This is a genomic window from Lacticaseibacillus saniviri JCM 17471 = DSM 24301, assembly GCF_001311785.1.
Lineage (GTDB): Bacteria > Bacillota > Bacilli > Lactobacillales > Lactobacillaceae > Lacticaseibacillus > Lacticaseibacillus saniviri.
On the sequence record NZ_BBBX01000002.1, the window covers coordinates 103997 to 117869 of the forward strand.

The following is a 13873-nucleotide window of genomic DNA, read 5'->3' on the forward strand; positions in this document are numbered from 1 at the left end:
CAAGCACCAATTAGCCGAACTCGATGCACAGGCTGAGACGATTCAAGCCCAACAGGCACGTGTCGATCAATTGCTGGCGGTGGAACGGCATCGCGGTCAGTATGAACAGCGGCAACAAGCACAACAAGAACAAACTAGTCTCACGCAAGCAATCGCGCAAACACAAGCCACATATGAACAAGCACAGAAACGGCAAGCTGAGTTGCAAGCGACGCAACAACAATTGGCTGATCAAGCGACGCGCGCCAGGCACAAGAAACCCGACTGACACAGTTACAGCAGACGCAACAGGCCTATCAGGCGGTGCAAACGGAAACGGCGCATGTCGCCGAATTAACCCAACATCGAACAACACTGCAACAGCAGGCAACACAGAATGCTGACCAGCAACAAGCCACCCAACAAGCGATTGAAGCCACGCAAGCAGCACTGACAGCGTTACAGTTACCAAATCAAGAGGCCACATTGCAGGCGCAGACCTTGTTTGTGGCGCAGTGGCAGCAACAGTACCGTGACTTGGCAGCCGGGGTCGATCAACTCGATACCCTGGCACAACGTCAAGCAACCACGATCACCGCACTTGAAGCAGCCAAGTCGGCACTGAAAAAGGCTGACCAGCACTATCAAGAGTTGCGTGATATCCAGTTGCGAGCCCAAATCGCTTCACTTGTCGATCAGCTCAGTCCCAACAGCCCATGTCCCGTGTGTGGGAGCTTGGACCATCCGCATCCAGCCGTTGTGGCCGAAGCAGCCGTTACGCAAGCGGAAGTGGATGCAGCAGACCACGAGCGCCAGGCAGCGCAGACACAAGTGACGACCATGACGACGAGCTTGGATAGCATTGCCCAGGAGATGGCCACGCTGCAGGAGTCACAGACGGCACGTGAACGAGCGCTGACGACAGCGCAAGATGAGCAGGCGGACTTGTTCGCCTTCACGTCAGACCTGCAGCTGGCCCCTCTCAATCGCCAGTTGAAGGCAACCGAGAAAACAGTTAGTGATGTGCGGCAGCAGCACACCGAACTGACTGCGACACTCGCCGATTTGACCAGTAAGCTGAACGGGCTACAGACAGACGCGGCGCAATTACAGACCAAACTGGCCACGCTTGACCGCGATTTGGCCGAGGCAACGACCACACTCACGATGCATCGCGAGAATCTGCCCGATCTGGGGCGGACACTGCCAGAAATCGAAAGTGAGCTCGACCAAGTCAGCCAAGATGTGACGGCCGCAAAGCTTGCTGTGACCACGAATCAAAATGACCTCGCAGATGTTTCGGTGACGTTAGCCGAAACTAAGGCGACATTGGCCCAGCAGCAAGAACGACACACCGCACTGCAGACACAAATCGCGCAGTTAACGGCTGACTTTGACCGGGCCCTAGCCGACGCGCAGATTGATTCAGACGATTTCGTTGCCTTACTTGCGCAGTTACCTGAATTACCAACCATGCAACAGCAACTGCAGGCTTATCACGATCAGCAGGTGCAACTGACAACCCAACTCGAACAAGCCGTGAAGCGCATTGCCGACCGTGAACCGGTCGACTTGGCAAGCATGCAACAAGCGCTAGATGACGCGGATGCCGCACAACAAAGTGCCCAGCAGGCCCTGTATCAGGCCCAAGAACAATTGCGGCATGATACGCAAACAGCCAAGGAACTGGCCGCGTTGATGGCGGAACAACAGAGTGCCATGGCGGCTGCCGCGGAGTTGCAAGGTCTCATCGATGTGATGGCGGGGACGGGACAACAGAAGATCAGTTTGGAACGCTATGTGTTACAAACCTACTTGCAACAAGTGCTGACGGTGGCCAATCAACGGCTCTCTGTGTTGACGCAATCGCGGTATCAATTCGTTCTGCACACTGAAGCGGGCAGTCTGCGCAATCACTCAGGACTGGAAATCGATGTCTATGATGATCAGATTGGCGAAACACGTTCCGTACACACCTTATCCGGTGGTGAGAGCTTCATCGCCGCACTGAGCCTGGCGCTGGCCTTGGGCGAAGTGATTCAGGAAGAGAGCGGTGGCATCCATATCGATGCGTTATTCGTGGATGAAGGCTTTGGCTCACTCGATACCGATAGCTTGGCGATTGCACTTGAAGCCCTCGAGACCATCGAGGGTCAGGACCGCTTGATTGGTATCATTAGCCACGTGAATGAGCTCCGCACGGGGATTCGTGATCAGCTGAATGTGGAACCGGTCGGCGACGGTACCAGCCGGGTTCGGGTGCGTCATTTGATTTGATTGGCACTTTAATAAAAGAGTGTTATAACAGATAGTGAAGAGTTAATCACTGCCCTTTAAGTTCAATTCAAAAGAGGCGAGATCTAATGGCAGGCAAACTCAGTAAGGAAGAGCGCAAGGCAATGGCCAAGAAGGCTGAAGCCGATGCTGCTAAGCACCCAAAGAAGACTGGCATGTCCGGATTCGCAACAATTGATGCCGAAGCAGACCGCTTAGAAAAAGAAAACTAGACATATGAGAATGTGCATGTAGACGTTCTCAAAATAAAGCGCGAGCCACAACCAGTGATGGTGTTGGCTCGCGCTTTATTTTTGTGCTACCTACATCATGAGTATTCTGATGCCGGCACCGAGTAAGATAATTCCGAAAATCAAACCTGACCACAGTCCCCAACCGATGAATGGTGACGTTGAGGCGTTACCTTCTGTCCGAACTTGATGGAAAGCGCGATAGGCAGCAAAAAATTGCCAACCAGCTATCACAAAAACAAAATACCAATGAGAATGTTCATAATACCCCTCCAATAACCTTGTTGACGCATGCATTATACCTTTGTGAGATGAATATCAACGCCGATAGCTATAGATGGAATCGCTGGTAAATTTAAGAGTGTGATCCGCGGCGGAACCGCAGGGCAACAGTTCAAGCACGTCAAAGCTGTTTTTGATCAAGCAAACAGCATCATTATCGCGACTGACGCGGACCGTGAAGGCGAAAATATCGCTTATTCCATCATCAAGGCAGCTGGTGCTACCGACAAAATCACTAAACGTTTGTGGATCAACTCTAATCTCCCCTCAGCCGTCCAAGCTGGGTTTAAGTCTTTAAGAGACGCTGCAGAGACTTATAGCTACTACCAAGAAGCCCGAATACGTCAAATCTCTGATTGGTTGGTTGGCATGAATTTCACCCGTTTATTTACATTAAAGGCAACGCATGCGGGTCTGAATCACGAAGTTTATAGTGCCGGTCGTGTCCAAACGCCGGTCCTGGCATTAGTGGCCAAGAACCGACTTGATCGAAACAATTTTAAGCCAGTGCCTTACTGGCTATTACAAGCCAAAACAGAAAAAAGTGGGATTAAGGTGACGTTTAAAACCAAGGAAAAGTTTCCATCAAAGACCGAGTTAGAGCGTGTGATGGCAGAAAACAAGCTGCACACACCTTACACTGCCGAAATTGGAGACGTATTGAAGGAACATAAAACACAGTCAGCGCCGCAATTATTTGATTTAGCGGGTATCCAGTCGTTTGCAAATGCTAATTGGGGATACACCAACGACAAGACTTTAGAGCTTGTGCAGGCGCTATATGACGCGAATTTTGTTACTTATCCTCGAACGGAAGAAAGCCTAATATCGGCCGAGGAATTTAACGAGATGTTAAAGCGTGCACCAGAATTGATGACTCTTTTGGGCCTAGATGTCGAGTTGAAAAATTCGGAACCACGAAAGAAATATGTTGGTGACTATAAGGCCCATTCGGCCTTATTACCTACCACTTTGTTGCCTAAGTTGGATCAGTTACCAGAAGACCAACTCAATATTTATATCGCTATTGCGCAACGCTCGCTTATGATGTTTGCCCCAGATCGTGAATACGATCGAACTGAGGTCAAAATCAATGCAGATGCTCTTGAATTCAGTGCGACAGGGAATGTTGAAACTAATCTAGGTTGGAAAAAGGTCCAAATAGATGATCAGGACGAAAATGAAACAGACATGGATAAAGGCAAGCTACCGGAATTTGAAAAAGGAGAGACAGTTTACCTTGAGTTTGATCAGTTAGAAAAGCAGACTCAACCACAAAAGGCTTATACACCAAGCTCATTGGGTGGTAAAAATTCAATCATGGAAAAACTGAATTTGGGAACGCCAGCGACACGGGCAAATATCATCAAAACTCTGGTGGATCGGCAATACATGAAGTTGACTAAAAATAAGTATGAGCCGACAGACAAAGGCTTGCTAATGTATCAGCTGATTAAAGACTCAAAGCTTGGTAGCGCAGAAATGACTGCCAGCTGGGAGAATCAACTGAAAGAGATTGAGGAAAACCGTGAAAAGCCGGAGAGCTTCTTGACAGATATTAAGGCATTTGTCCGCGAAGAATTGGTAACAGAACAGAAGCGTCCACTTGATGATGAATTACTGCAGAAGAATCTGGCCGCATCGATGATTGGCAAATGTCCTAAATGTCACCAGGGCGATATTGTTTTCTCACGAGCGTATCACTGCACTAATCCAGATTGTGACTTCATGCTATGGCCAGAAGTCGCACATAAGAAGTTGACCGACACGCAGGTAAAGCAGTTGATTGATAACGGGCGTACAACAAAGCTTGTTACGGGTTTAAAGAGCAGCAAAGGTAGCACGTTCAAGGCATTTATCGTGCTAAATTCAGAATTCAAAACCGCGTTTGAATTTGAAAAGAAAGGGAAATAATGGTGATTGATAATGGTTGACCATATTTTAAAGCGCCCAGAGCGTGATATTGCAATGACTAAGGAAAGACGAGACCGAGCTGCACGCACAAGAAAGCAGGAGCAACAACGATTACAACGTTTAGAACAACAACGACGTATTATTCGTCGTGATGGCATGGAAAGAACCGATTAATTAAGAAGCGCACCCTGGTCAGCATTGTTTGCTGACCAAGGTGCGCTTTTTGTGTGTCCGTGTTAATTATTATTGGACGTAGTATCAAGAAGATGACCACTTTTGTGCTGATTGTGACACACTCAGTTCAATAGATTTTTCGTGCTATACTCATGCCTGAAGGAGGAAAGCACTAATTATAAGTAAGCTACAAGAAGTGAAACTTTTGGGAAGCAACTCTTATTTTGCGTTAATGGATCAAGGTGATACGGTTAGTTTGTTGAGAGGGGGTGGCACATGTGAGCATATCTAATGCATTGTTGTTAATGGTCAGTTTTGCCGAGCTTGTGATTGAAATATTAACATTTCGGGCAAAAAATAACCGTAACCCGCAAACATATGCAGGTTACAGTCGGGTATAGGGACTGGAAAAATTGAAAGAAGCAACGTGAGTCAGCACGTTGCTTTTTTATGTGCCCAATTATAAATTTTTAACACATTGCTATGTTTTAAGATGTTTCTTCTAATAGTGAAGGTGACAACTGAGACTTAATGATGGATATACAGCAGAAAAGATCACGAAAGTCTAAATAAAGCTGCGGGGGAAGAGAGAGTTTAGAAGTAATACATGCTCGATTCAATATACCATATTTGATAACTTATTGTGATATTAAAGCTTTAGTATGATGTATACTTGTCTTAGGAAGAATGATTTCTTAAAATTAAAGGAGAATATATTTTGGAAAGCGCAGACAGGGAAAGCAAGGTAATACAAGACAATAGTTTGTATATTAATCCGGATAATGTTTTGGGTTATGAGGGCAATGTGCAGGTGCCAGGGATAGACACGACATACAATGGCAAACTGATGCAACAACAAATCCAAGACAAAAGAACATATTTTTTAAATGGGCCTTGGGGGTCAGGCAAAACCAGTCTTTTAAATGAAACCCGGAAAGCATTCCAGAATAAGAAGTTTATAATGGTTAATCTATGGGAAGAAACAGATAATCAAACTGTATTAGAACTAATAGCAAAGAAATTACATCCCGTCTTGTATCGAATTGGTTGGATTGTTGCGTTAATAGTGGTGGGTGGATACGCCTGGGCTGCACAATACTACGTCGCAAAACCCAAACAGAATCTTTTCATTACTTGGGGAGTAATCGGACTACTAGTCGCGGGAACGGTGCTGAATCGATTTCAAATAAAAAAGACAGTCTGTATTTTGGCTTGTGAAACTTAGATGCGGACAAGAAAATAAAATTTTGATTTTCGATGACTTTGATCGAGTTAGTCCGGAACAGCAAAAAGATGCCTATAAGGTGTTCAATAATTTAAAGGGAAAATTCCCCATAGTTTTGTCGGAGATAAAAATAAAATAGATCTGGGTAATGACACTTACATGCAAAAGATTATAGATGTAACTCTCGAAATGCCTTACTCAATGCAACCCACATCGATCTGGCACGAATATTATGCGGTATTGGGCACTGTTCTACCAAATTGGACACCAGCTGCACAAAACCTTGAAACCATATGTATAGAAGAATTTAGAACTTTGAGAGATCGAGAAAGATTTAACGACGAGGTGAATTTTGTTTTCTTTCACAATGCCAAAGTGGGTAAGGTTAGAACGGACACTCAACTGTATATCATCTACGTATTTCTATTTCACCCAGATGTGTACCAATTATTATTGAGTGGATTTGATTTCAACAAAGATAATAAAAAGTTAAGCGATCTTAATCCCACTTTAAGACAAAATTTCCGCAAAGTTCTGGCCCAAAATGGTGACATGGCTCCAAAACCGTACCATCAAGATCCTCAAGCATACCTTATTTTCGAGAAGTCAGGTTCACTTTCGCAACTTGAATATCTGAACAAATTAGGCAAGGAAATTCCGATTGAATCGATATTTGAGCAAAGCACACTTGAATCTAGACCTTACTTCCAAGCATATATTGTTGAAGGCTACGTTGATTTACCCTCGGAAATACAGACTAAACTTATTAAAACTGTGGTTGAACTGTGGCCACAAGAAAATAAATATCCTGGGATATATAATCTGATTTTGCGACAGAGCAGTATTTTTGAAAAGAATAGCCAAGAATCAGCTCGATCATGGTTTAACAAATTAGCAGAAACAGGATTGGAAGTCTCAAAATACGGTCAGTTTCTGTTGGAAGGGAAAATTGTTAAATTCGAGACATTATATGAGTATGTTATGCAAGCTAAACTGATGCCTAAAAACTTCGATAAGAAAACCATTCAAGCATTTGAAGAACCTCAAGTAATGATATTGATGTTCATTGCGCACTGGTCACAAAAGGGTTCACCGAAAAAATCCATTACTTACTGGAATGAGCGTGAATGGGATGTTGTGAAGGAGCTTGACTCTAAACGGTACCTGGAACTTTTTGAACAAGATGGGCTAATAGACATTGGTCGTCCAGGATTTAGAGCGGATCAGCGAATTGAAGACATTGTAACTATCAGAATTATTGATATGACAAAGACGGCAAAGAATCGTATTGAGCCGAGATTGAAACAAATTGCAAAAGAAATGAATGCCGAATATATAGAAGCACCGGACTATGAGTTCAGTTAGAATGTCCCAATGTTACACGTTCGCATAAGCTGACGTAAACGGAAAAACGAGCGTATCAGCTGCGTTGTAGCAGTTGTTGTATAGGAAACAGATGTAATATCATAAAAATGAAGTATACAGGCGATCTGCTGCAAGTCAGAGCAGGTCTGAAATCCTCGATGATTTTTAGTTGAATGTTTGGTAAAATTATCATAGCAAATTGGACGGTGGCTAGTTTCAACGTGGAAACGCATTGAGGTGATGCCTATGGAAAATTTTTTGAAAGTCGGTTTTTCAGCGAATGGATACCTATCAGGTATTAACGTTGATGATTATGTTCGGAACCCTCGTGGCCACGATCATGAAAAACGACGAAAAAAAATAACCGTTCGGCAGCTAACTGACACGGTTATTGCTTAAAGTATAATTGTTGAAGCTAGTCGCCACAAAGCGATTTGCTAGGGCATCGTGGACCAACACGGTGTCTTTTTCTATGTCTTCATTTTAGCACGGGTTAAAAAAGATGTACAGTCCCCGCTGCTTGATCGTAGCACATAGGATAGTAAAAACAAAATATAGTCGACATTCTAGCGTTGTGAGGCATTTGAGTACACTCAATCATCTTTATTTTGACTGCAAATTACATTTGATAAATCGCTAAGTCATTTAAATGAGTCCTTTATACATTAGAAATGAGACTAATAAGTTGAGAGTGAGGATACGTAGGAGTCAGCACTTGATCTCAAAATTTGGATTAACAAGTATAGCTTAAAAAGATGCAAGGGTTGATAAACCATTTGATAGGCTAGGTATATTGCAGACTTATTCGTTTGGCTGTGCCAGGTTATGACAGTCCCTTAGAGAGTAGAGCTCTTCGTATAGTTGAATTAAAGGGAAAATTTCGAATAATTAAGAAGGCTACAATTATTTACGTTCACCTGCTAAATCCTGGACAGCGTTGGCTGGGAATCGCCATTTTTTAACAAGATCAGTATTAGACGGCAGGTAGGCAAAGTGATCATACATAATCTGCAGCGAACCCTGCCATGTCTTAGAAAATCGTGTTAGATTGGGATTCATCGTTTTGGGATCAGGATAGATGTAGTAGGCTTGGGAACCCAAACCCATATCTAAATTTGTCATATCAGGTTTTGAGTTGGCAATTGATTGCTCCGACTCGTAGTTGATTTCACAATGCTTAATATTCTTAACGAATGCTTTTAAATTTGATGGTTCGGTACCATCAGGTAATAAATGATCACTCGATAATAGCTGGCCATGCTGTAGCACGAGCTTTTTCCAGAGTTCGTAGTCCTTTTGTGTTGTGACGGTGGTGACATAGGTATCTGGCGGTGTGAGGTCAAGCATGCCGCCAGGATGGGACCGAGTTTCGATAATAATTTGCTTCTCTTTAGGTACGAGCTGGCTAATCACTTGCGTTGCCTTAGTTTGACTGATGTGCAATTGAATCTTTTCGGTTATTGAGAGGCCAATCAAAAATAGTACAGGGATCAGTAGGATGGTCATACAGCCGATGCCAATCTTAGTTCGTCGTTTCATCAGAAGTCTCCTATTCGCCAAGTGTGGCCATGAGTTTTGTCTAGCCAAGAACGCTAATAAGCTTCACATAGATACTGTATAGTGTCAAAAGAACATTAACCATTTCTAATATATTAATAATATTATATAGGTATTTTTTGGCTGCATTGGTTATTAGAAAGCGGCTCGAAAACTTTCTCACCGCGCATCACCAACGTCGGCCACTCATGTATAATGGAAAGCACGATATCAGAGAAAAGGTGGCAGACATGATTACATGGTCGCAAGCAAAAATTAAAGCATTTCAGAAGGCATTACTTGATTGGTATGACCAAGAGGGCCGGGACTTGCCATGGCGGCAGGATCACGATCCCTATCATGTGATGGTCAGCGAGCTGATGTTGCAACAAACGCAAGTACAGACGGTGATTCCCTATTATCAGCGATTCATTGGTCAATTTCCGACCGTTCAGGCGCTAGCTGAAGCGGATGAGGCGGATGTTCTCAAAGCGTGGGAGGGCCTTGGCTACTATTCACGAGCGAAGAACTTGCAAGGTGCAGCCAAACAATTGATGGCCGATTACAATGGTGAGTGGCCGCACACGGCTAAGGAATTGCAAGAATTGCGCGGTATTGGACCATATACTGCGGGGGCGATTGCTAGCATTGCCTTTAACCAAGTGGAACCGGCTATCGATGGCAATGCCTTTCGTGTCTTTGCGCGTCTGTTCAAAATCGATGCGGATATTGCTAAGCCACAGAGCCGTGAGATTTTTGATGAGGTGATTCGCGCCGTTTTGCCACAGGACCGACCAGGCGACTTCAACCAAGCGGTCATGGATCTGGGTTCCACATACATGAGTGCCAAGGATCCCGATCCCGCACACTCGCCGGTGGCACAGTTTGACCAGAGCTACTTGGATGATGAGGTGCTAGCCTATCCGGTGAAAAGTAAAAAGCAAAGCCGGTTGTGAAACGTTACTTCGCCTTGGCGATTCATAGTGAGGCCGGGTGGCTACTCGAGCAGCGGCCTAGCGCGGGCTTGTTGGCCGACCTGTGGATGATGCCATTGATTAATCGCGACGAGCTGGCGGAGACCACACTGATGACCGATGAGATTCAGTTAGCCGCTGACCAATTCGCGGCGAGCACAGGGTTAAACGTGGCCTTCGCCGATGCGGGGGTCAAAATGGTGAAGCACACCTTCACACATCAACAATGGCAACTGACAATTTTGGCCGCTGACAGTGAGCCAGTCGCGCTCAATTACCTGCCAGCACAATGGGTCAATGATTTTGATCGCGTGGCACTGCCGACGGTTCAAAAGAAGCTGAATGCTGCACTGGGGATTCAGTGAGCATATCTGATACCACTTGAACCATTTAGCGCTATACTCGAGGTATTGAAAACGTGCTCACGTGATGTGCAACGCGTTAACCTTGGGAGGGATTATCATGGCAGTAACTGTGACAAACGATGTGGTCTATTCACCAGATTTGAATTTGACGTTGGATGTGTTCGTACCGGACAACCCAAATCATGCGGCAATTTTGGACATTCATGGTGGCGGTTGGTTCCGTGGCGATAAGTCCAAGGAAGCGCCAATGGCTGAACGGTTTGCAGAAGCGGGGTTTGTTGTCTTTGTACCAAACTATCGCTTAGCACCGAAGACCTTCTTCCCTGCTGCTCGTGAAGATGTTCTCCAAGCTTATTCGTGGTTGAAGGAATCCGATTATGACTTTGATCGCGATAAGATTGCGGTCTTTGGCTCCAGTGCCGGTGGGTCTTTGTCCGTTGATGTCGGCTTGGCAACAGGCATTCCAACCGTGTCATGGTCCGGGATTTTTGATATCAAGAATTGGTTTGAATCCCACCCAGATGTTGTGGCGCAACCTGACACCCACACTGACTTTGTCAAAACAGCGAGTGCCCAAATTGACCAAGGCGGCCGCAACGATCCATTCTATAAGTGGTTCATCTTGAACTATGTCGATAGCGACGAGACCAAGTTCGATGATGTGGAACCATTCAAGCGGGTGACCGAGAAGGCTGGCCCAATGTACCTGGCTAACTCCCTGCAAGAAATCATTCCAACAAGTGGTGTGACCAGCTTAGCGGATGCCTTGGCGAAGGCAAACGTCCCAGTGATGACGCAGTTTGTCACCGGCGGCAAGCACGCTGAAGGCTACGTGGACAAGGCTTGGGATTACACCTTGGCATTCTACAAGCAATATCTTGAAGTCTAACTTGGCTCTCTAATAAGATGAAAAAATGAGGCTGTGATGACCCAGATGGGTGACTCACAACCTCATTTTTATTGTTCAAACTCATTGATGCCGTCAAGTGGGCGCACTCTGGTAAAATAACAGCAGGAGGGTATGTCTATGCGAACGTTAATTATTGTCAGTCACCCCAAGCTCGAGCAATCCAATACGCAACAATTCTTAAAAGAGAGCGCGGCACCTTTAGACGATGTCACGTGGTATCATCTCGATGCCCAGACGCATTTTGACGTCCAGACCGAAGCCACTCGCATTCAGGCGGCTGATCGTTTGATCTTTCAATTCCCATTGTACTGGTACAGTGCCCCGGCCTCACTCAAGCTGTGGTTGGACACCGTGTGGCTCAAGCAAGTGGCCTATAACGAATCCGGTGGTTTGCTGCAGGGCAAAGAGCTGGGTTTTGTGATTAGCTTCAGTCAGCCGTTAGCAGCGTATCAAATTGGTGGGGCGGAAGGCTTTAGTGTGAGTGAATTGTTGACGCCGTATCGCGCTCTTGCCCACAAAACGGGATTAACGTTGATGCCACCGCTGACCATTCCTCAATTTGATTATCAAACGGAAGCGGAACATCAAGCCTTGCTGGTCCGCTATCAACAGTATCTGACGGTGGCCCATCCGCAGCGCTTTAACGAACGCGCGGAATGGTTTTTGACGCAGCTCCAATCACGTGTGAATAGCGATAGTGGGCAGTTGCTGGTGGATCAATTGATGGAACGACAAGAGCAACTGGAGCGGCTACAGATGACGCTAGGTGAATTAAAAACGGGGGAATCGGAATGAATGACCTTGAAAACTGGCTCCACGAACAGGTGGCTGATTTGGAGAAGCAGGCCAAGAGTTATCCCGATCAGGCCTTTTATCATGAGTTGAATCGCTTCATTCAGGAACAGCAAAAGCGCCTTGAACAGGCGGAAGGTGAAATCGATGGTCGCACTTGGAATCATGAGCAGTGGTGAGGCCGATGTGAAAATCACACTTTTGACCGAGGGCGAATGCGCTTGACTGTGCTATTCTTAGGTTATTAAGTGAGACAAAAAGGGGTTATGAATATGCAATCTTTCTATGAACAATTGCAACGGTCCGCGTGGATTCGCTCATTGTTGATGTTGGGTGTTGGGGCGTGGATTGTGATCGCACCACACAGTGTCTTCAGTGTTGTGGTGTGGCTGATTGCCGGCGCGTTGATTCTTGGCGCTATTACGGCTTTTGCTAACGGCCGCCGCAGTGGCTATGGCACGATGAGCGGTACCGGTTTGTTGGTCGCCGCGGTGTTAGTGCTATTGCTCTCGCGACCAGTTGTGGCGGCATTGCCATGGATTCTGGGCATCATGCTGGTTGTCTATGGCATCAATCATGTCGTCAGTGCGCGACGTGACCAGCAGTTCGTCAATGTGTCACCGATTCCGGCTATTCTCTATGGTATCTTGGTGATTATCGCAGGCGTCCTGTTGTTCTTCCACCCATTCGGCGCCGCTATCCTGGCTTTCCGGATCTTTGGTGGGTTCCTGGTTGTCATGGCCATTACTGAGCTATTCGGCTGGTTGACGTATCGGAACAAATAATCACTCAGAATTAAAACGAAAAGGAGTTAGTCACAACATCATTGGTGTTGTGACTAACTCCTTTTTGTATGATGAAACGTGCTCACATTCCCAACAATCTCCGTCTAGCTACTTTTCGCTCGTGCCATGACTGGCACTACGTTCAAAGCTCGCTAGTACTCGATTGCTAATCCTCGTGTTTTGAGCGCCTTTTGTCGCACTCTTAATATTCTGGATTGACCAATGGGTTTGCCCAATGGTTGATTGGCCCATACTTGTGACCAACTTGAATTTCGTGTCCGATAGCTTGATTGACAAACCGCTTAGCGATGCGGATGGCATCTTCCACTGTGTTGCCCTTAGCAAGTTCAGCCGCGATGGTGGCGGACAGTGAGTCACCTGTGCCGTTGACCCGATCCGTTTCATGATAAGGCTCGGCTAACCAGAAGGATTTGCCGGATTCCAATAAGACAAAATCGCGTACTTCGGTCTGTTCACCTGGCACGTGCTTGCCCTTGAGCATCACGTTCTTGGCACCCATGTCTTGCATGGCCTTAGCTGCCGCAACAATCTTCTCGTCCGTATCCAAGGTTTCGCCGATGATGTGTTCCGCTTCATAGAAGTTTGGGGTGAGCACAGTCGTCAATGGCACGAGTTCATTCTTCAACGTTTCGAAGGCTTCTTCTTCCAACAACATTGCACCATGCTTGGTGATGATGACGGGATCGAGAACGAGTGGACCGAAATCATACTTCTTAAGGTTTTTGACAACGGTTCTGATCATTTCAGAATTGGCCAACATACCAGTTTTTGCTGCGCGAATCTGAAGATCATCCGCCAATGCATCGAATTCGTGATCGATGAAATCGAGCGGAATCAAGGTACTGTCGTGAATCCCATAGGAATTACCAGCAACAGCGGTGGTTAACACCACTGTGCCATAAGTGCCGCGCATGAAGAAGCTGTGCAGATCGGCTTGGATACCGGCGCTGCCATCGCTATCTGAGCCACCAATTGTGACCACTTGTGGAAATTCGTTTGCCATAGACGTTCCTCCTAGGCTATTGC

Annotated in this window: 13 protein-coding genes and 2 pseudogenes; 13 read left to right on the forward strand and 2 right to left on the reverse strand. The window is 46.0% G+C overall.

The window, feature by feature from the left end; translation table 11 throughout:
* Positions 1 to 70: 70 nt before the first annotated feature.
* The 8 genes and pseudogenes from JCM17471_RS02180 to JCM17471_RS16355 all read left to right on the forward strand — a co-directional run bounded on the left by JCM17471_RS02180 (position 71) and on the right by JCM17471_RS16355 (position 7828).
* Entirely contained in the window at positions 71 to 268 is a 198-nt protein-coding gene (locus tag JCM17471_RS02180; RefSeq protein ID WP_054776636.1) for a hypothetical protein, read from the forward strand.
* A gap of 1421 nt (positions 269 to 1689) precedes the next feature.
* Positions 1690 to 2256: pseudogene (locus JCM17471_RS16730) on the forward strand (SbcC/MukB-like Walker B domain-containing protein); the annotation flags it as partial.
* A gap of 86 nt (positions 2257 to 2342) precedes the next feature.
* Complete coding sequence (locus JCM17471_RS14535) at positions 2343 to 2486, forward strand: hypothetical protein (RefSeq protein WP_164479304.1); 144 nt, start codon at positions 2343 to 2345, stop codon at positions 2484 to 2486.
* Positions 2487 to 2867: 381 nt separating this feature from the next.
* Entirely contained in the window at positions 2868 to 4700 is a 1833-nt protein-coding gene (locus JCM17471_RS02190; protein ID WP_054776638.1) for a DNA topoisomerase, read from the forward strand.
* Positions 4701 to 4712: 12 nt separating this feature from the next.
* Positions 4713 to 4874 carry a hypothetical protein gene (locus tag JCM17471_RS13850; protein ID WP_156321559.1) on the forward strand — a complete coding sequence of 54 codons (162 nt, stop codon included), beginning with the start codon at positions 4713 to 4715 and terminating at the stop codon, positions 4872 to 4874.
* A 718-nt stretch (positions 4875 to 5592) separates the two neighbouring features.
* Complete coding sequence (locus tag JCM17471_RS02195; protein ID WP_054776639.1) at positions 5593 to 6099, forward strand: P-loop NTPase fold protein; 507 nt, start codon at positions 5593 to 5595, stop codon at positions 6097 to 6099.
* Between the two features lie 159 nt (positions 6100 to 6258).
* The gene (locus tag JCM17471_RS02200; RefSeq protein WP_054776640.1) at positions 6259 to 7464 is read left to right on the forward strand and encodes a hypothetical protein; all 1206 of its coding nucleotides are present in this window, start codon (positions 6259 to 6261) and stop codon (positions 7462 to 7464) included.
* Positions 7465 to 7744: 280 nt separating this feature from the next.
* Positions 7745 to 7828, forward strand: coding sequence for a putative holin-like toxin (locus tag JCM17471_RS16355; RefSeq protein WP_225354094.1), 84 nt, complete (start codon positions 7745 to 7747; stop codon positions 7826 to 7828).
* Between the two features lie 539 nt (positions 7829 to 8367).
* Here the strand turns inward: JCM17471_RS16355 and JCM17471_RS02205 are convergent.
* On the reverse strand, positions 8368 to 9003 hold the full coding sequence (locus JCM17471_RS02205; RefSeq protein ID WP_054776641.1) for a hypothetical protein: 636 nt from the start codon (positions 9001 to 9003) through the stop codon (positions 8368 to 8370).
* 248 nt (positions 9004 to 9251) lie between these two features.
* Here JCM17471_RS02205 and mutY point away from each other — a divergent pair.
* The 5 genes and pseudogenes from mutY (at position 9252) to JCM17471_RS02230 (ending at position 12826) form a co-directional block, all read left to right on the forward strand.
* Positions 9252 to 10339, forward strand: a pseudogene (mutY, locus tag JCM17471_RS02210) (A/G-specific adenine glycosylase).
* 97 nt (positions 10340 to 10436) lie between these two features.
* Positions 10437 to 11228, forward strand: coding sequence for an alpha/beta hydrolase fold domain-containing protein (locus JCM17471_RS02215; RefSeq protein WP_054776642.1), 792 nt, complete (start codon positions 10437 to 10439; stop codon positions 11226 to 11228).
* A gap of 138 nt (positions 11229 to 11366) precedes the next feature.
* Positions 11367 to 12044, forward strand: coding sequence for an NAD(P)H-dependent oxidoreductase (locus tag JCM17471_RS02220; RefSeq protein WP_054776643.1), 678 nt, complete (start codon positions 11367 to 11369; stop codon positions 12042 to 12044).
* Positions 12041 to 12220: a hypothetical protein gene (locus tag JCM17471_RS02225; RefSeq protein ID WP_054776644.1), complete on the forward strand. Its 180-nt coding sequence runs from the start codon at positions 12041 to 12043 to the stop codon at positions 12218 to 12220. Before JCM17471_RS02220 ends, JCM17471_RS02225 begins: the two co-directional genes overlap by 4 nt.
* A 93-nt stretch (positions 12221 to 12313) precedes the next feature.
* Positions 12314 to 12826: a DUF308 domain-containing protein gene (locus JCM17471_RS02230; RefSeq protein ID WP_054776645.1), complete on the forward strand. Its 513-nt coding sequence runs from the start codon at positions 12314 to 12316 to the stop codon at positions 12824 to 12826.
* Between the two features lie 202 nt (positions 12827 to 13028).
* Here JCM17471_RS02230 and thiD read toward each other — a convergent pair whose 3' ends face one another.
* A complete protein-coding gene (thiD, locus tag JCM17471_RS02235; RefSeq protein WP_054776646.1) occupies positions 13029 to 13850 on the reverse strand; it encodes a bifunctional hydroxymethylpyrimidine kinase/phosphomethylpyrimidine kinase in 822 nt (273 codons plus the stop codon).
* Between the last annotated feature and the right edge of the window lie 23 nt (positions 13851 to 13873).

Coding starts and splice junctions, on each gene's coding strand:
- JCM17471_RS14535 (WP_164479304.1), top strand. CDS start 2,343: ATGGCAGGCAAACTCAGTAAGGAAGAGCGCAAGGCAATGGCCAAGAAG.
- JCM17471_RS02230 (WP_054776645.1), top strand. CDS start 12,314: ATGCAATCTTTCTATGAACAATTGCAACGGTCCGCGTGGATTCGCTCA.
- JCM17471_RS16355 (WP_225354094.1), top strand. CDS start 7,745: ATGGATACCTATCAGGTATTAACGTTGATGATTATGTTCGGAACCCTC.
- JCM17471_RS02215 (WP_054776642.1), top strand. CDS start 10,437: ATGGCAGTAACTGTGACAAACGATGTGGTCTATTCACCAGATTTGAAT.
- thiD (WP_054776646.1), bottom strand. CDS start 13,850: ATGGCAAACGAATTTCCACAAGTGGTCACAATTGGTGGCTCAGATAGC.
- JCM17471_RS02205 (WP_054776641.1), bottom strand. CDS start 9,003: ATGAAACGACGAACTAAGATTGGCATCGGCTGTATGACCATCCTACTG.
- JCM17471_RS13850 (WP_156321559.1), top strand. CDS start 4,713: ATGGTTGACCATATTTTAAAGCGCCCAGAGCGTGATATTGCAATGACT.
- JCM17471_RS02225 (WP_054776644.1), top strand. CDS start 12,041: ATGAATGACCTTGAAAACTGGCTCCACGAACAGGTGGCTGATTTGGAG.
- JCM17471_RS02220 (WP_054776643.1), top strand. CDS start 11,367: ATGCGAACGTTAATTATTGTCAGTCACCCCAAGCTCGAGCAATCCAAT.
- JCM17471_RS02200 (WP_054776640.1), top strand. CDS start 6,259: ATGCAAAAGATTATAGATGTAACTCTCGAAATGCCTTACTCAATGCAA.